Source organism: Nostoc sp. NMS7, from assembly GCF_017115085.1.
Classification (GTDB): domain Bacteria; phylum Cyanobacteriota; class Cyanobacteriia; order Cyanobacteriales; family Nostocaceae; genus Nostoc.
In genome coordinates this window covers 21,603-37,539 of the sequence record NZ_JABXKJ010000008.1, presented here as the reverse complement: position 1 = coordinate 37,539, position 15,937 = coordinate 21,603, and the positions used below count along the sequence as shown (strand labels likewise).

The window sequence follows — 15,937 nt, the reverse complement described above, 5'->3', positions numbered from 1 at the left end:
AATTGATGCTCTCAAAATCAATGAGAGCTTTTAAGCATCAGATACCCGTCAATACTACCATGCAGGATGACTTAAATAGCCAAATTCAGGATGCCAAGACGGATCAGGCGGAGTTACAACAAGTCCTAAAAAAATATGACTTAGATGAGCAACTGGTGCTGGAGTTTAGCGAAATCGATAAAGCATTTCAGCAGTTGCAAATTCAATACCAATCCCTACTAAATACCAGAAAGTTCTTCAACAATGGCTAAAATCGACACGACAAAATTAGCTGCCGAAACTGTAGCGCAAAAATTAGCAGGAGGCAAGAGAAACGGGTCATCTAGCAATAACTCCATGTCTCCCGCTTCTGCCACATCTAGCACAATTCCCATAGATACTCGCATTCCTGGTTTGCTGACAGTCACGCCGGATTTAATACCGGGAATGATGCCACCATTCCAGCCTAATCAGTATCATATTTCAGATCCCCTTAATCCTCCTGATAATCTCCCACAAGCAACTCAAAGCCAGCTTGACAAAGGGATGAAAATCTATGAAGGTGCAACGCGATCGCTGAAATTGACGGGAGCCGCGCTAGACCTGACACGCGAGAAATTTACTGTAATTGCTAAACACTCACGGGCTTTTGGCAGTGGTGTTCAGGCTGCTACCGAAATTGAGAAAGTCAAAGGTAATTATTTGGATTACCTCAATCAAAAAGAAGTAACTACCCAGAAGTCAGTTTCCTTGGATGTCAGCCAAGTTAAAACGATCTCCGACACGAATATCTCTGTTTACAGCAAAGATGAGCTAAATCAAAAGCTGTTGCAAGCACAAATAAAAGCTGAGGAATTAAGGCTAAAGACTGTTGAATCACAAGGAAACTTGGCAAACTTTAAAGCACAGTTAGGCGATTATCTGGAGGTGAAAGAATGAAATTATCTCACAGCTTAGGGCTAAGTGCTTTTGGCTTGTGCGCTGGCTTGGCGTTGGCGCAGCCTGCCGCAGGCATCGCTTCTGGAGGTTTCGCCAACGATACAGCCAAAATAATATCTATGCTTGGTGTGGGAGCATTACCAGCGAGTTTTATTAGTTATCTTGTTGCGGATACTAAATCACAGAGGCTATTGAACGATGCCGAAAGTAAGAACGAACAAGCAGGTCAAACACTGCATAAAGTAATTAGGGAATTTGACAACTGTAAATCCAGACTAGTTAATGTGAATAGCCAATTGGAATCCCTGAAGGATGAGCTTAAGTCAGCAAGAAATACCATAAACTCGTTAGGTCACAACAAACTAGAAAATACAGGTTTAATTGCCCAATTACAGGGAAAATTAAATGAATTATCTACAAGGACTCAAAAAGATGCCCAACGCATTGAATATCTGGAAAGTGAAACTGAGCAATGGGAGTTTAACTTTAAAAGTCAAGTAGAAACCGAGGCTAATCAACGTTTCCAGGTTGCTAAATCTCAAGAATTGGAAAAGATTTATCAAGAGCATGACGCGATAACCAGTGAAACTATGCAGCTATTCAGACGACTGCAAAACTGGGGTGAGAAAGTCGCGCACGGACACCAGAGCAAAGCTGAAATTATCAAGAGTTTAGCGAGTAGTTACAACGATAATTTGGATGAAGTCAGTAAGGCAATCTCCGAAGAACAACAAAATTATCTTAGTCAAATAGAATTACTCAATGAGCGTGTAGCACAACTACAGCAGCAATTGCAGGGTGATTTAGCAGAACCTCTGTATGGGGAATTTGGTTTTGATATCAATGGGAAAATTGCCAATGAAATAGCGCGTACTTTATTTAGTGATATTCGGTTAGCTTTAAGTGTTAAAGGTTTTCAAGTAAAAGGTGATGGTGCTGTAGATGTCGGCTATGGTTATTCATGCTCTGTTGACTCTCAAGCTATTGTGGAGGCCATTAAGAAGGAATCTCAGGCAATCGCTAAAAAGCTGGGAATATTCAAAATTACATCAGTTCGGAAGCTAGAAATAACTGATTGTATTGTGGTTAGTTACCGCCGGGAGCCAGCCTTCAAAGAAGATGAAATTAATAGATTGTGGATTCCCGCCAGCAAGTTTGAGTCTTTTGTTAAAAAATGGGAACGAGTTAGAATCACTGCTGGCACTACTGGTGGAAAGTCGCCAACTGCCAAGAATCTAGCACTAGCAATATTTAATTCACGTCGGGGCAATGGTGAGATTCGCCTCTACGATCCTCAGCATGGTTCAAAAAAAGACTACTGGGATATGCCTAAACAAGGTACTTCCCATAAAGACAACCTAGTGGGAATGCGTGAACTGTGCCAGTTAATTGATGAGCGCCGGAATAGTAAAAACCATCGCTTCGTTCTCTACATTTTTGATGAACTGGACAATACTATTTCTAGTCTCAAAGGCAATGAATTCAAGGACTTGATTAAATTTTCTTTGAAAGAAGGTAGCCATGCTGATATAGGCGTTATCTACATTGGCCAGTCCTCAGATGCCAATGAAATACCTGGCTTTACTCATTCCAACTGGAATAATGCCGTACAACTGCACATTGGCTCAAATGCTGGTGGGGTTATAGAAAAACTCAAAACTGTAACTACTGAAGATAAATCCAGATTACTTGAGCAATACAAAAAGATTCAAGAGTACTGTGATTATAAAAATCATGAGTTAGGTTTGGATGTTTTTACAGACGCTTCAGCTTATCGATTCGCCTTAGTTATTCCCCTCAGTGGGCTACCCCAGTTTATTCAGCTACCCAACTTTGACAGCTACAATTACCACACAATTTTAAGCAATGCACCGGAGGTAGCCGAGAATGATATCCGCGTGGATAACCATCAACAGAAATCAACAGATAGTTCTAAAAGCCTTGCAAATAAAGGTGGTGATGTCAACGTTGATTTAACTATAGGGGGTGTCTGCCCTAAATGTGGATCTATCCACAAGGTCAAAAATGGCAAGACAAAAAGCACACAAAAATTTAAGTGCAAGGACTGCGGGAATACTTACTCTTTAGCACTTTAGTTTGATGACCTGAATAAGTCTCTAAACTGTTCTTCACTACAGAATTAAAACCAGGGAGTTAAATCATGGTAGACGAAGAAATAAACAGTTATAAAGACCCACAGAGAATAAAAATAAGAGCTTATGTTCATTTTACTCAGGATAAATTAAATATAAGCAGCGTCTTAGATGGAGAGGATATCATAGAAACTATTTTTGGTGAGCAGATGCGTGAGAGTGAAGACCACGCTTTTATTGAAGTTGAAACTCTACCTTGTCGTGGCGACACTGTGATCCAGCCACAAGAAAAATTAACAAATTTTGCAACAGTCGCGGTAACTATCTATGTGCGTTCGCATTCAAATAACAAGATGACTAAAACACCAAGTCCTACTTCAACTGTAAGTGAGTTGGCTTATCAAAAAGGTTATTCTCAAGCGCTGGAGGATTTTGCGCTCACCAATTTATTAGAAACAGTAAAACAGATATATCCTATCCTCACTGAATCCGAGTCTAGTTTAATTGCTGCCTTACTGATAAAACAGTCACTACAAGCGATTAACTTTGAACTTGTCAGCAATTATCTTCATAGTATTCGTACCGCACATTCAGTTGATGCTTTTACCGCGCCCATCACATTGGAATATCCTCAATCCTTGCACCTTCCTAATCTATCAGAAACCCCATCACCGTACTATGCTATTGGAGATAGAGTTCGCCTAACTCCCATTGATGGCGCTAGTGAATGGGGGATATTAATTGGCTATTACCTCTGCTACGCTGCTCATCGCTGCCAATGGGTGTACCGCTATATTCTTTTTTTAGATGAAAGCTCAACTAGTGCTGCTTGGGTAAAAGCAACTTTTGCTTGGGAAGATGAAGTCGAATGCCTGTTGGGTAAGGTTTAATGAGTAGTCCTAAATCACCTCGACCTTTAACTACCCTTCAATTGAAACGGTTGAAAGCATATATTTATGCTGAACCAATCTTGGATCTTCAGGAATTTGTTGCTACTTGGGATCTTAATCGGCAATTGATCGCTCAAGTTTGCCGGGTTGATCTGAGAACTGTCAACACCTGGTTTTCTCAAGGGCGTACTCATCAAAATCCCCAAACCTACCATTTATGGTATTTGACTACAGCCGATATTATTTTACAGCAGTATGAATACCTGCCAGAGTTCTTGCAAGCTCTACTGTGTACCCTTGATGATTATTAGATGCCGATAATCTATATCGTTGTCAAAAAGTCAATGAGAATTCATCATATATTTCCCTAGCCAATTTAATTAGGCTGGTTTTGATTTATCCGTTTTGTCATTGATTTAAAGCACTTTTTGATTTATGAGCCTTAGTGACTTTATTGAATTACCAGATGTTAAGGCAAGATTTAAAGCAGAATTCCTGAAGCCCAAACTGGATCTAAAACAAGAAATATTGGCTGCTGCACCGAATGGTAGTGATGTTCGTCTTGTGGGAACCGCATTCGATTATTTACTGCGGTTCTATATTAAGTATCAAAATCCTCACGCTCAGGAATTAGAATGGATTGCTGAGTATGCCTTGCGTCATTTTAACCGTAGGGGTCAAAATGATTTGTTTAACCAAGCGAAAAATGTTATAGATCAAGCCCGTAACAATTACCAAGAATTCTTGACCAATGGACAATTCACAAATGAATTGCTCCAATCAGCCCTATTGCTAGGAAGGCTAGATGCAGTTATGAGGGCGGGTTATATTCATGATGGCTGGTCAGCAATTAATCAGCAAGATGTTCAGGATTTGCGAAATTTAGTTTCGTTATTAAAGCCTGATCTTTTTAAGTCTTCGGAGAAGACAATTCTGAATCCTACTTGGACGGAAGCTGCCCAATTAGTTCGTGCCGCCGATGGCGATTTAATCCTTGATGATTTGCTCGTGGATTTTAAAACCGTTAAAGAACTTAAGCTGGAACTCAGAGGCTTTCATCAGTTGATGGGATACTATACTTTGTCGGTTATTCAGAGAAAGCAGGAAGAGGATGCCATTGAGTTAAAGCGTCTAGGGATATTTTTTTCACGCTTTGGGATGCTTTATGAATTCAATGTCCGAGATGTAGTTAATTTTGATACTTTCCCCAATTTCCTGGATTGGTTTATAGCACGAGCGCAACAATATAGTGGTTATACGTTAATTAACTAAATTGTTGGCGGGGGTTGAAAGCCCTTCAATATGAAGCAAATGCCCAAGGTGTAATCCGAGGGCTTTTGGCTGTTGGGGATAAACGTATCTAATCACAAAAAAAACCTTTTTTTTTTGCAAAGTAACAGCGATCGCTTCTGCTGATATTACCTATTTGGTACTATATATTTACTCTATTAGGGTCATAGGGAGTCCCATCTTCATAGTAAAAATCGCTGTCCATGTCAATTTCGTGTGTACGACAATTTACCGTAAAATAATCAACAGCGTATATATCACCTTCTCCATCATTGCTGCCGCGAGAAGGAAATCCAGAAGTAAATTTCCACCAACGAGAGAACTTTTCTATTTCATCTAAATCTTCAAAATATTCAGCTTTAACAATATTCAACCCTTTGAAGTTTGATTCTAGTATTTCTATCGCTTCTTTAATATTCATAATTGATTCTAATTTGCCGATAGGTTATTCCTAGTTTAAAGTCATGAATAAGGGATTGCAACTAAGAAACTACAGCATTGTTTATCTATAAAGCTTTAAGTCTCTAAAGCCCAGATGGGGCAGGAAGCCTCTATTTTATAGGATAATCCAAGTTAACTTTTGTAATCAGATGTGGCATCATCTTTAGTAGGTTGAGTGCAGGAGTGGAATGCAGTTTTCTTGCTTTAGTACGAAGTTTCGTACTATTTAAAATAGCTACACCATCATTGATAAAATCCGTTTCGCAATTTGGTAAATTTAGATGAATAGAGGCTTTGGCATGAAAGCGCTTCAATAGGAACCAAATGCCCAAGGTTGAGTCCGAGGGCGTTTGGTTTTTGAGGAATTAATTGTGGTAAGAGCAGGAAATCGATTATCGGTGCTTCCCATATCTAAAGCGGTGGCGAAGGTTATTCTGGCGATCGCTCTTAGAGGCGCGTAGCCCATCACGATAGTCGCAGTCTGGGTATTACACTGTCATGCTGATTCTGTCGTTGATTAATAAGTTGCACTTAACTATTTCCAGATATACACATATTTGGGCAACAGATGGTTGATATCTGGGCTGGGATTTATTCTTGCCCCCCAAAAATATTGAGAGTTGCTAAATGTTGAGCAATTCCCTAATTCCAAAAATATACACTTATGGAATTACTCTAATATTGCCAAAGCTTCCCTGATTACAATGGATAGATAGATATGGCGCATACTTTGTGCGTTGGCTTCCATCGCTTGATAAAATCAGGATGGGAAATCTGATTTTCTGATTCTTTGGGGTAAGCAATGGAAGCGAAGAGCGAGGTCATAATTAAATTTAGTGGTTCACTACCAACAGCCACACCAGCCGAAAACAAAAAAGTTGAAATCTCACTGACTGACCAGAATGGCATAGTCTTCACCGCTCAAATTAACGCCAAAAGCTGGCGGAAAGCTGAAAGCAACACGGCTGAGTTTGCAGACTGGGCTGGTACTGTGTCAGGTAAGCTTGGTCGTGCAGCAGACGGTAGTTTCCTGGTAATTGATGCTGGGATTCAAATTTTTGAGAAGAAGCCGAAAGAAGTGAAACTAGAGGTAGGTGCTGCTGTATCTGAGGCTGGCGCAAGTTCATAGACCCGTTCAAAACTATGGTTAAGAAAAAAGATTTAGAAAAAATTGGTTTGTCACCACAGCCACTCAAGTTTGATGATTTCGTTGCCCGTTGCCCTGAAAAATTAGAACTCAGAGATGGATACATGGGACAGTCTAAGCAAGATGCCAAGCAACTACTAGCCATGTCGCTCCAGTCCTTTGGGTTGGTTGAAGCAGTCAAATTAGTGCCGAAAGAATTGTGGTTGGAGGCTATTAAGCAAGTTTACGGCGATATTCTTTGATGGGAAACTGAAACCAATCACCAATAAGGCTTCTCTAATATTGGCTGACTCCCACATCGGATGTGATCACCTACGGTGGGAGAAACAGCGCCATCGCCAACTTTTCAAAAGCCAAATGATTTGGATATCTCGCCGCAGACTACCGTTCTTGTTCAGTCGGGCGGATCAAGATTTCGTTGACGTTAACATGTTCTGGCTGTGTGACGGCATAGACGATCGCATTGGCAATGTCTTCACTCTCCAAATTTTTGACCGAACCGTAAAAGTTTTTCGCCTGCTCTTTTGCGGCGGGATGCGTAATGTGCTGCGGTAGCTCTGTTGCCACTAACCCTGGTTCAATAATCGTGACGCGGATGTTATTTTGATAGACCTCTTTGCGAAGTGCTTCCGAAAACGCACCAACCGCCCATTTGCTGGCGTTGTAGACACCGCTTCCAGCGTTAGCAACTCGACCTGCAACCGATGAAATGTTAACGATATGCCCAGCACTTTGTGCCTTCATCAACGGTAAAACTTTGTGAGTGGCATACATCAATCCCAATACGTTGAGATTGATCATGCGTCGCCAGTCTTCTGTATCTGCACCGTCAATCAGACCTAACAGCATCACCCCTGCATTATTGATGAGAATATCAACTCTGCCAAACTTTACTTGAGTAAAGTTCACCAATGCTTCTACCTGCGCCTCATCTGAAACATCAGCCGTAATGGATAAGGCTTTTCCACCAGTGCCAGTAATACGGGCTTCTAGGGTTTGCAGGCGATCGCTCCGACGGGCAGCAATCACTACTGTAGCGCCCTCGACTGCCAGCGCCAGTGCTGTAGCCTCGCCAATACCAGACGATGCCCCTGTTACAATTGCCACTTTGTCAGTTAACTTACCAGCCATTGTTAGCTTCTCCACAGTCTTTAGTCTGGCTAGATGCCTCGATCATTGAAATTGCCCCAATTTATATTTACATTAGCTGAGGTATTCATCACTGCGACCGGAAAACAGATAAGTCTCTCCTGCGAGTGAGTAATATTCACCCAATAACTGCCGCAGGTATTAAATCACAGGTATAGCCCTGGCAACAAGTTTTCCCTTGGTGTTTAATTTTCTGATGACAAACTGCTTAGTTTGTGGACGAGCTACGCTAACGCATCCGGTATTATTTTTCCGGTTTTAAGAAGCGCTACATCAGGGGTTTTTGGCTGATGGTAAAGGATATTGGATTTAAGCTTGTCATTCATGACATCGCATGAATGCAGAACAGTCAGAAAAATTGTTATGTACCCGATGGGTATTATAAAGAAAGCAGGACATTTGCAATTAGAACAAGGGGTGACATACAAAAGAAATGTTGATTCTGCGCGATTACCAACAAGATTTAGTTTCAAAAACTTTTACTGCTTGGTCTTTTGGAATTAGAAAAGTATTATTGCAACTGAGTACGGGTGGCGGCAAGACTATTATCTTTGCTGCAATCGCATCTGAATTTGTAGCCCAAGGTGAAGGTGTGTTGGTAGTGGCGCACAGGGAAGAATTAATTCTCCAGGCGAGCGAGAAAGTGACGGCAGTCACAAGAGTACAACCAGGAATCATCAAAGCCGGATACAAGCCAACTGATTCCTTAATTCAAGTAGCCAGTATCCAAACTCTTTTTCATCGCCAAACTTACCCAATAGCGAAGCTTGTGATTATTGATGAAGCTCACCATTGTTCAGCCAATAGTTACCGTAAATTGTTGGATGCTTATCCAGATGCACTCATTTTGGGATTGACAGCGACACCAAGACGTGAAGATGGTTACGGACTGCGAGATATTTTCGACCACCTGATTTGCTCAATTAAGACCAAAGAATTAATATCCAGTTTAAAGAATTAATGCCCGTTCCCCTAACGGGGAATTTATGCAATCATCACGAGTCATGACTTGGCTCATCTCTACCAATACCTAATTCTCGTAACTTTGACTTGACATCGGACAAAGCCCGACCGCAGTAATAATATCTCTTATTCCTAAGATCAGCTAGATAATAACCAGCTTTGCCACCATTAATGCGGAACATGGACACTAGCACTTTTATCTTAGTCAGGTCATGCATAGCCAAAATTGACTCAAAATCCGTTTTTATCCCTCGCGGATTGTAAAATGTCTTTCCGCCGTGGAAAAACCATTCCGCTCCTTCGCGCTCATAAATTTGTAGATAAATCGGAGCATGAATTTTCATAACAGACTTGTCAAATTAGCTGCAAAAAAATTTTCTCCCTCATTCACCAAAAGTGCGATCGCCCCTGGCGGCATCCTATAGAACTAAAATTCGTCTGTTCATAATTATATATTGACAACCAACAGTCATTGGAGGTATAAGCAAAGCCTGGAAGTCTTCATTAATCCAGGCTTCGGTTATGGATTGCGATCGCTGCTACTCATACACCCTTCAAAGCAAGATTTTAACTACTGCAAGAAAAACCGTCTAAAACTCTGCGGTATTTACCTGATATTTCAGTACACAATCTCTTGAATCGAGGATAATGATTTTTAAAGGCGAGGAATATAATTTATCTGTAACCTGAAGGATTAATGCAAGTGAGAATTTATCAAATTATCTTCTCACTACAAGTTTCCCAAATGGAGAAGCATTTATATCAGTCTCTAAGCCCTCGTTTCAATCCTCAATCACCTTATTAGGTAATTGTCACGGCGGGGTGGATGGAGATAAAGGAGATAAGAGAGAGTTGCAAAAGCCAAAGCCTGAAAACGACTGATGATTAAACGCATAAATTTTAGAAAAAGATTGCAAATTAAATTAATCATCACCATTTTTGAGGGGATGTCTAGTTTTTCAATACAAGAGCGATTGCTCCCCCCTGAAGCTCAAGTTTCCTCTCTACGAGACGCGCTACTCGCGTTCGCTTGTAAATCTGCCAATGAGCGATGCCTAACGCCAGCAAGCAACACTTTCACTCTACAATCAGTTCATTGCTATCAAAACTGATATCAAATGGCTGACGACAAGACCCCACCAAGCGAAATGATTCGCGTCCCGACTGCCTTAATTCCAGTAGTCAGAGAACTATCCAAACTGCACAGAGAGGGACATACAATTGCCTTGCTGCAAGGCTTAGAGGAATTAATATCTGGGTTTGATAGCAATATTGATATCGATACCCCAAGCAGTAAATCGGTTTTGCAGCTAGAGAAGAAGCTCGACGTAATGACCAAAAAACTAGAACTCATCGAACGGGCTATTTCATCAACTCGATACAATAGTCAACCCAAACAAAGAAGACAAGCGTACCCATACCAACAGCCCCAAGTTGAACTCCTTGCATTACCTGCCCAAAACCTAGCACCGCGACTAGGTTTAACACCGTCGAGCCTCGCAACTGAGCGAGAAAACAAGAGCGATAAAGAATTTCTCCGCTGGACTCGTAATCGTGACCCAAGGGGCATAGCTTGGGAATGGAATGCAAAAGATGGGCTGTACCATCCGGTGAAATAAATGCTAATTCCCCAATCGGGAAAATATTACTGCAAATTGTTACTGCATTTTCTAGTGTATTTTATCTCGAGTTAGAGTAGATGCAGGAAATTTTGCAGCGATCGCTAATTGGTGCTGGTTGCTCCTTGCCAATTGCACCCATTTTTCAGTTGATAGAGAATTCCATTGAATATCTCTCGCTTTGTCCAGTTGGTCGGTCGAGTCTGCTTCTTAGTCGGTAATATCTCTTGCAATAAGGGTTCAAAAATTTCCCATTCTGTATCAGTGAGGTCGCTGGAATACGCCATTAGCATTGGATTTTAGATGCTGAGGAGTACCTTAATTCAAAACCTCATAAGATGTCAAATGGGTTCTATAAAGGGTTTTCTAACTCGATTATATCTTTGACAATATCATTCCGGTTGGTAACAAGCCAATCTTTCTCTTGTGCAATCAACATTAATGATGGATGAGGTTCAAACACTACAGGTTTACCGACGATCTGAAGCAGCGCCGTATCAGTTATTGAATCACCTATGGCAAGGGATTCCTCCAAATTTACCCTCCAATCCTTAATCATCTGTAAAAAAATAGAGTACTTCTTGCCGAGAGATCCTGACAAGAGATTTACTTTTCCAGTGTACTTACCTTGGTGAGTGGCGAAAATTGAGCCTTGGTATTTTGAAATCCCAAACTCCTCAGCTAGGCAACACACGATTTCATCCGGGCTACCTGAAATTAATACAAGGGAATATCCCTGGCTGTTGAGAATGTCGATGAGTTTCGGAACGAAAGGGAATAGTTTGGTTCGTTCTTGTTGCCATACTTGCCTCGCAATACACTGCATTACAGCTTGTGAGATACCTGCAATAGCCTCTGCAAAGAGAGTATAAGCGCTAGTTGCCATCGTCTGGAAGTCAATTTCATTGAAGTGATATTTTTCAACTACTTTAAAAACATCCTCGCTCTTTGACTTATCACTAATACCATTTGCCGTTAGTGCTTGTAGTAACTGAAGCCCTAAAGCACCAGGATACAGAGTTCCATCAATATCTAAGGCAGCAACTTTCATATCGTTCCTTCGCATATTATTCTGTGATAACGGCAGCAGTGTACTTAAGAGCAAGTAGCGCGAAGATACTAGTGAGAATAGGGACATCATAAGCTATAGGCCGGGGAGCTGCTTGATCTGGTATGGAGACGAATTTCCCTTCTTCATCCTGCTGTAGCATCAGGTAATGTGTACCTCGCCTTAATGTTTCGGCATCACCAAGACTGCTTAGGGCAATTAGGGTATATGAGGTACTGATAACATCGCTCGCGTCACCTAATTGATGACCCCAACCGCCATCGCTGTTTTGAGATTTACGCAGGTAGTCTAATGCTTTCGCTTCTGCTGTATAAATACTTTCTAAAAGCTGCGCTGATCGAACAACTTTACAGGTACGCATTGCTAACACTGAACGGAAAATCGCCTGTGCTTCGCTCAGACTCCAGCTCCTTTCAAAAGAACCGTCGAACTTTTGTTGGCTGGTGATGTAGCGCAGTCCAAACTCGAAGACGTTTGTATACTCAGCAGATCGAGGAGCTAATGCGTTAAGAGCTGCTGCTGTCATGGTAATTTCAGAGGGATTACCACGTGCAAAGGTAGGAAATCCACCATCTTCATTCTGAATAGCGAGAAGGTACGCCTCTGCTTTTGAAATGTATTCTTTATATTTTTCCGGGTTAACTGCCCGTAAAAACTCTACACAGAAAGAAGTATCATCTACATCAGTCTGACGTACACCCTCTGCATACGCCCATCCGCCATCTGACTGTTGTTGTCCTGCTATATACTCAGCCATTTGTAATAGAGTGTCAACGTCAACTCCAGTATCAGTTAACGCTACTCCAGCAGTTGCTGTACAGAAAATCTCAAAACTAGCAATAAAAGGGAAACCGCCGTCTGAGTTTTGACAACTTAGCAAATTGTTAATTCCCTTTAAAACTACATGGTCGTGTTCTGGAAACTTCTGAAGTGCCAATAAGATAATAATATTGGCTAGAACATGTTTTTCCCAAATGGAGTTATTGTTCTGCGTTGCCAGCAGAAATTCTACGTCATCATGGTTGACCCACTTTTGGTGGTTTAAACCAAAAGCGTATAGAACTTTGAGAGCGCATATTTCAGCTGCAACCCAACTTTGATAACTACGATAACAGAAGTGTTCTATCTGATATTGGCTGTCATACGGTATTACCCGTAGTTCTGCTAGGATTGCACGGAACAGCACGCGCTTACGGCTTGCTGTAAAATGCTGAAAGCCTGTCATATAATCTTCAACAACTTGTGCATCTTCAGATGTACTTTTACGCAATACTCCAAGAATTAGAGCCTTGTGGAACTTGTTATTATGCTCTTTGTCAAGTTGAGTAGTTAAGTAGTGAGTGAGTTGATACTGATAATTTGGATATATTTCTTGTATAGTAAGCAAGTGGAGCATCAACGAGGATTCAAGCACACGGCTCTTGCAAACATCTCTAACAGATCCGTCTGTTTTCACTTGGTCTTTTAGATAGCGTGTAAGTTTCTTCTGGCAGTCTATAACTTTACCATGCAGTTCTGGCTCACCCAGCATTAAAGGTTGCGAAACAGAAGAGGTGACTATAGAGTCAGAGAAGTTTTTAAAAGTTTCCATAGATATATACCGTGAATTAGAGCGTTTGTAAGCCTTGTAATTCGTAATTATGAAGTTTAATCACGAATTACAAGGCTTACAATTACGAGTTGTATTGATAATGGTTTTTTAATGTCAGCTAGTCAACGGATTTGACTTTGTAAGCAAAAATTACCTTGAGAACCGTTAAATCACTTACAATACTCTGATGAATAACTAACCATTGTCAATAGGTTGGGTGTAATTCTGATCACAGGCATCCCCCTTACGTATTGAGCCGAGATACGTGTAATTTCCTGCAAGATGGTCTGGAAACCTTTGCTATATCTACGTTTCAAAGATTTATGGTGAGAGATTAATAGCAGCTTCTAATGGTTGAGGAGAATCTGCTTATCATTGAAGACTTGTAGTATTTGTAATTAAGACTTGTATCAATAATACAGATGTAGTATGCGTTTGTCTACTGCACAATTCTGGGGTGATCGCAACGTAGCACTGTATCTGACCCATCTTGTGGTACTGGTACTATGGCGATCGCTTCCCTCACTCTCCTTGTAGTGCTGATGGAATTATTCTATGCAGCCTCACATAAATTTGGTATTAGAGATAATCCCTATAGTTAAAATGCCCAATTAAACCGATAAAATTAATCTACTCTTTAAGCCGAACCAGCACTTGATTAGCGATCGCTGATTTTATTCCTCTTTTTCACTGGGACGATACGTTATCTTTTTTGGAGGAGTTGCTCAACATTGTAATTAACCGTTTAATTTGACCAACTCGCTTGCGTTGGTCATAGCGGCGCTTGGCTTCCGTGGTGATTTCTTCTACGAGCGCATTATCGGCACTAGCAAAAGTCCAGGCAGCTTCTAGAAATACCTCAACTGTGATTCCCCTGTCTTTACAAAATCGTGTTAATTCTTGGTCGAGGTCTTTTTCTAAAACGATCGCTGAATGTCGTCGAGTTTCGGGATATTTTTCGAGTTCGGCTTGGAGTTCGGTAAGTGTGTCAGATGATGCAGCAGTTGGGTTCACAAGTTTTGTAACGGAGGTGATTTGTTGTGGTGCGTTTTGTTCTTTTGTTTGGGGTTGTAGTTTAGGAACAAGTGCATCCTGGCGTGGCTCAACTGTCGGGCGATTACGTTTATTGCGTAGTTGATTGAGTACGTTATCTGACATTTTATTTACCCCCAAGTGAAGTGCGAATTTTTTCAACTAAAATTTCAAATGGATATTCCAAGTCGTTATATCCCAACTGCGAGAGGGTTGTACGTTTGTTGATAGCTTGTTTATAGCGTTCTGACTCGCGGATTGAAGGTAAAACCAACCCCTCGCCCACTTCGTCACGCATACCATCTACAGCAGCCCGACTTTCTTGCGCTTGCGTTTTACCAAACCAGCGATCGCGGAACGGTAAAACACCTAATACTTGGGCATCCGTTGCACCAACATCTTGCAAGCCGTTCAATAAGTCGAGCGTCCGCACGAGGGAACCGTAACCTTTAACTGATGCCTCTGCGGGGATAATCAAAAAATCTGCTGCGCCGATCACTGTTAAACAAATTTGCGATCGCTGAGGTGGGGCATCAATTATGCACACTTTGAATATTTTGCTGATGGCTTCCAATCGCCGCTTGAGTAAGGTTGCACCAACTCCACTGTTAGATAAATAATCTTGTACGGTATCGAGTTGGTCGTCGGACGGGATTAAAAATAAATTGTCGCTGTCTTGAGTCGGGTAAATGCAATCTTCGGGTGCGACTGTTTTTTTGAGAAATTCCAATAGGGTTGGTTGGTTGGGTTCTAACTCGAAACCTAGATAGGTGGTGAGATTGTGTTGGGGGTCGGAGTCTAGCATCAAGGTAGGTAAACCCTGGCGCGATAGCAACCGCCCCAGGAACAGGGATGTCGTCGTCTTGCCCTGACCGCCACTCAAGGAGCTTACGGTTATTGTCAGCATAAATATATTTATTAAATTAGCTATTTAACTTAGAGTCATTTGATTATTTTGTCAAATACTAAATTTAGCTAATTAGCTTTTTACAAAATTAGCTTTTTAGCTTTAGCCTGCCCTCAGCCCTCAATTTTCTTGTAAACGCTTATCCAGTTATACACACTTTTAGATAACAGATATTTGAAACTACGCTAAAATGGACTTATCCAAATATACACACTAATGGAACATGAGCAAACTAAAGCGTGGAACTATTGGCAAGGAGAAAAGGACTCTACACCCAAATTCCAAGGAGAATTTAAGGTTGGGGCCTTCTTCGCTTATGCAGGGGAAGAAACCAAAAGTCCGGCACAACTTTACCTTATTTGAGGAAACCGTAAAATGGCTCCAAAAGCATAAGAGTGCCAGCGCTAAAATTGATGAAGTGGTACGCCAGATTAGAGAGGGTCATCTGGTAGCAGTTCAAGAAGTTCCTAACACGTTTGAGAAGATTGCAGATTTACAGAAAGAACTTAAGCAGATACGGGGCAAACTAAAAAAGGTTGTTAAGCTACTTGATGAGGCGTTACCACTACCCGCTAAGGGTGGAGTTATTAAAGATAAAATCAAGGAAGCCCTGGCAGTATTAAACTAATTCCATAAGTGTGTATTTTTGGAATAGCTATAGAGATTATTCTCTGATCGCGGGTTACTGATGATTTTGGTGGAGGGTAATAAAAGCTCTGCCATAGGTAGTGGCTGTTACTCTAGGCTTGAACTTGGGCAATTTATATATAGGGTTGGACAAATACAGTTTTTGCTAACTCACTATCATCAGGCACACCTTATTTGGCT

General features: G+C 41.2%; 20 protein-coding genes. 11 read left to right on the top strand and 9 right to left on the bottom strand.

Going from position 1 to position 15,937, the window contains the following annotated elements:
* Positions 1-5 precede the first annotated feature (5 nt).
* The 6 genes from HWQ38_RS00760 to HWQ38_RS00735 all read left to right on the top strand — a co-directional run bounded on the left by HWQ38_RS00760 (position 6) and on the right by HWQ38_RS00735 (position 5,173).
* Positions 6-251, top strand: a complete 246-nt coding sequence (locus HWQ38_RS00760; RefSeq protein ID WP_292789177.1) for a hypothetical protein — start codon at positions 6-8, stop codon at positions 249-251.
* A complete protein-coding gene (locus tag HWQ38_RS00755) occupies positions 244-918 on the top strand; it encodes a hypothetical protein (RefSeq protein ID WP_292789175.1) in 675 nt (224 codons plus the stop codon). The genes HWQ38_RS00760 and HWQ38_RS00755 overlap by 8 nt, the downstream gene beginning before the upstream one ends.
* Positions 915-3,014, top strand: coding sequence for a hypothetical protein (locus tag HWQ38_RS00750; RefSeq protein WP_292789172.1), 2,100 nt, complete (start codon positions 915-917; stop codon positions 3,012-3,014). The genes HWQ38_RS00755 and HWQ38_RS00750 overlap by 4 nt, the downstream gene beginning before the upstream one ends.
* Before the next feature lie 65 nt (positions 3,015-3,079).
* Entirely contained in the window at positions 3,080-3,901 is an 822-nt protein-coding gene (locus tag HWQ38_RS00745) for a hypothetical protein (protein WP_292789171.1), read from the top strand.
* Positions 3,901-4,212 (top strand): hypothetical protein, encoded by a 312-nt coding sequence (locus HWQ38_RS00740; protein ID WP_292789169.1) that lies wholly within the window; start codon positions 3,901-3,903, stop codon positions 4,210-4,212. The genes HWQ38_RS00745 and HWQ38_RS00740 overlap by 1 nt, the downstream gene beginning before the upstream one ends.
* A gap of 124 nt (positions 4,213-4,336) precedes the next feature.
* The gene (locus HWQ38_RS00735) at positions 4,337-5,173 is read left to right on the top strand and encodes a hypothetical protein (RefSeq protein ID WP_292789167.1); all 837 of its coding nucleotides are present in this window, start codon (positions 4,337-4,339) and stop codon (positions 5,171-5,173) included.
* Positions 5,174-5,333: 160 nt separating this feature from the next.
* Here the strand turns inward: HWQ38_RS00735 and HWQ38_RS00730 are convergent, their stop codons facing one another.
* Positions 5,334-5,612 (bottom strand): hypothetical protein, encoded by a 279-nt coding sequence (locus HWQ38_RS00730; protein WP_292789164.1) that lies wholly within the window; start codon positions 5,610-5,612, stop codon positions 5,334-5,336.
* Positions 5,613-5,942: 330 nt separating this feature from the next.
* Positions 5,943-6,098: a hypothetical protein gene (locus tag HWQ38_RS00725; protein ID WP_292789161.1), complete on the bottom strand. Its 156-nt coding sequence runs from the start codon at positions 6,096-6,098 to the stop codon at positions 5,943-5,945.
* Positions 6,099-6,434: 336 nt separating this feature from the next.
* Between HWQ38_RS00725 and HWQ38_RS00720 the strand changes: the two genes are divergently transcribed.
* Positions 6,435-6,761 carry a hypothetical protein gene (locus HWQ38_RS00720; protein WP_292789159.1) on the top strand — a complete coding sequence of 109 codons (327 nt, stop codon included), beginning with the start codon at positions 6,435-6,437 and terminating at the stop codon, positions 6,759-6,761.
* A 14-nt stretch (positions 6,762-6,775) separates the two neighbouring features.
* Entirely contained in the window at positions 6,776-7,021 is a 246-nt protein-coding gene (locus HWQ38_RS00715; RefSeq protein ID WP_292789158.1) for a hypothetical protein, read from the top strand.
* A 139-nt stretch (positions 7,022-7,160) separates the two neighbouring features.
* Here the strand turns inward: HWQ38_RS00715 and HWQ38_RS00710 are convergent, their stop codons facing one another.
* Positions 7,161-7,910: an SDR family NAD(P)-dependent oxidoreductase gene (locus tag HWQ38_RS00710; protein WP_292789156.1), complete on the bottom strand. Its 750-nt coding sequence runs from the start codon at positions 7,908-7,910 to the stop codon at positions 7,161-7,163.
* Positions 7,911-8,361: 451 nt separating this feature from the next.
* Here HWQ38_RS00710 and HWQ38_RS00705 point away from each other — a divergent pair, with 451 nt between their 5' ends.
* Positions 8,362-8,889, top strand: a complete 528-nt coding sequence (locus HWQ38_RS00705; RefSeq protein WP_292789154.1) for a DEAD/DEAH box helicase family protein — start codon at positions 8,362-8,364, stop codon at positions 8,887-8,889.
* A 34-nt stretch (positions 8,890-8,923) separates the two neighbouring features.
* Here the strand turns inward: HWQ38_RS00705 and HWQ38_RS00700 are convergent, their stop codons facing one another.
* Positions 8,924-9,235: a hypothetical protein gene (locus HWQ38_RS00700; protein ID WP_292789151.1), complete on the bottom strand. Its 312-nt coding sequence runs from the start codon at positions 9,233-9,235 to the stop codon at positions 8,924-8,926.
* A 774-nt stretch (positions 9,236-10,009) separates the two neighbouring features.
* Between HWQ38_RS00700 and HWQ38_RS00695 the strand changes: the two genes are divergently transcribed.
* Positions 10,010-10,510 (top strand): hypothetical protein, encoded by a 501-nt coding sequence (locus HWQ38_RS00695; RefSeq protein ID WP_292789148.1) that lies wholly within the window; start codon positions 10,010-10,012, stop codon positions 10,508-10,510.
* Between the two features lie 104 nt (positions 10,511-10,614).
* Here HWQ38_RS00695 and HWQ38_RS00690 read toward each other — a convergent pair whose 3' ends face one another.
* The 5 genes from HWQ38_RS00690 to HWQ38_RS00670 all read right to left on the bottom strand — a co-directional run bounded on the left by HWQ38_RS00690 (position 10,615) and on the right by HWQ38_RS00670 (position 15,109).
* Entirely contained in the window at positions 10,615-10,803 is a 189-nt protein-coding gene (locus HWQ38_RS00690) for a transposase (RefSeq protein ID WP_292789146.1), read from the bottom strand.
* Between the two features lie 59 nt (positions 10,804-10,862).
* The gene (locus HWQ38_RS00685; protein WP_292789143.1) at positions 10,863-11,561 is read right to left on the bottom strand and encodes an HAD-IB family hydrolase; all 699 of its coding nucleotides are present in this window, start codon (positions 11,559-11,561) and stop codon (positions 10,863-10,865) included.
* A 16-nt stretch (positions 11,562-11,577) separates the two neighbouring features.
* Complete coding sequence (locus HWQ38_RS00680) at positions 11,578-13,170, bottom strand: prenyltransferase/squalene oxidase repeat-containing protein (protein ID WP_292789140.1); 1,593 nt, start codon at positions 13,168-13,170, stop codon at positions 11,578-11,580.
* Between the two features lie 687 nt (positions 13,171-13,857).
* Complete coding sequence (locus HWQ38_RS00675; protein WP_292789137.1) at positions 13,858-14,328, bottom strand: hypothetical protein; 471 nt, start codon at positions 14,326-14,328, stop codon at positions 13,858-13,860.
* 1 nt (position 14,329) lies between these two features.
* Positions 14,330-15,109, bottom strand: a complete 780-nt coding sequence (locus HWQ38_RS00670; RefSeq protein ID WP_292789134.1) for a ParA family protein — start codon at positions 15,107-15,109, stop codon at positions 14,330-14,332.
* 223 nt (positions 15,110-15,332) lie between these two features.
* Between HWQ38_RS00670 and HWQ38_RS00665 the strand changes: the two genes are divergently transcribed.
* On the top strand, positions 15,333-15,737 hold the full coding sequence (locus HWQ38_RS00665) for a hypothetical protein (protein ID WP_292789131.1): 405 nt from the start codon (positions 15,333-15,335) through the stop codon (positions 15,735-15,737).
* Positions 15,738-15,937 lie beyond the last annotated feature (200 nt).

Bases quoted from the DNA above. Each gene is read 5' to 3' on its own strand.
- HWQ38_RS00675 (WP_292789137.1), bottom strand. From the start codon at position 14,328: ATGTCAGATAACGTACTCAATCAACTACGCAATAAACGTAATCGCCCG.
- HWQ38_RS00670 (WP_292789134.1), bottom strand. From the start codon at position 15,109: ATGCTGACAATAACCGTAAGCTCCTTGAGTGGCGGTCAGGGCAAGACG.
- HWQ38_RS00695 (WP_292789148.1), top strand. From the start codon at position 10,010: ATGGCTGACGACAAGACCCCACCAAGCGAAATGATTCGCGTCCCGACT.
- HWQ38_RS00700 (WP_292789151.1), bottom strand. From the start codon at position 9,235: ATGAAAATTCATGCTCCGATTTATCTACAAATTTATGAGCGCGAAGGA.
- HWQ38_RS00680 (WP_292789140.1), bottom strand. From the start codon at position 13,170: ATGGAAACTTTTAAAAACTTCTCTGACTCTATAGTCACCTCTTCTGTT.
- HWQ38_RS00745 (WP_292789171.1), top strand. From the start codon at position 3,080: ATGGTAGACGAAGAAATAAACAGTTATAAAGACCCACAGAGAATAAAA.
- HWQ38_RS00725 (WP_292789161.1), bottom strand. From the start codon at position 6,098: ATGGGCTACGCGCCTCTAAGAGCGATCGCCAGAATAACCTTCGCCACC.
- HWQ38_RS00720 (WP_292789159.1), top strand. From the start codon at position 6,435: ATGGAAGCGAAGAGCGAGGTCATAATTAAATTTAGTGGTTCACTACCA.
- HWQ38_RS00730 (WP_292789164.1), bottom strand. From the start codon at position 5,612: ATGAATATTAAAGAAGCGATAGAAATACTAGAATCAAACTTCAAAGGG.
- HWQ38_RS00715 (WP_292789158.1), top strand. From the start codon at position 6,776: ATGGTTAAGAAAAAAGATTTAGAAAAAATTGGTTTGTCACCACAGCCA.
- HWQ38_RS00760 (WP_292789177.1), top strand. From the start codon at position 6: ATGCTCTCAAAATCAATGAGAGCTTTTAAGCATCAGATACCCGTCAAT.
- HWQ38_RS00735 (WP_292789167.1), top strand. From the start codon at position 4,337: ATGAGCCTTAGTGACTTTATTGAATTACCAGATGTTAAGGCAAGATTT.
- HWQ38_RS00755 (WP_292789175.1), top strand. From the start codon at position 244: ATGGCTAAAATCGACACGACAAAATTAGCTGCCGAAACTGTAGCGCAA.
- HWQ38_RS00740 (WP_292789169.1), top strand. From the start codon at position 3,901: ATGAGTAGTCCTAAATCACCTCGACCTTTAACTACCCTTCAATTGAAA.
- HWQ38_RS00705 (WP_292789154.1), top strand. From the start codon at position 8,362: ATGTTGATTCTGCGCGATTACCAACAAGATTTAGTTTCAAAAACTTTT.
- HWQ38_RS00710 (WP_292789156.1), bottom strand. From the start codon at position 7,910: ATGGCTGGTAAGTTAACTGACAAAGTGGCAATTGTAACAGGGGCATCG.
- HWQ38_RS00685 (WP_292789143.1), bottom strand. From the start codon at position 11,561: ATGAAAGTTGCTGCCTTAGATATTGATGGAACTCTGTATCCTGGTGCT.
- HWQ38_RS00665 (WP_292789131.1), top strand. From the start codon at position 15,333: ATGAGCAAACTAAAGCGTGGAACTATTGGCAAGGAGAAAAGGACTCTA.
- HWQ38_RS00690 (WP_292789146.1), bottom strand. From the start codon at position 10,803: ATGCTAATGGCGTATTCCAGCGACCTCACTGATACAGAATGGGAAATT.
- HWQ38_RS00750 (WP_292789172.1), top strand. From the start codon at position 915: ATGAAATTATCTCACAGCTTAGGGCTAAGTGCTTTTGGCTTGTGCGCT.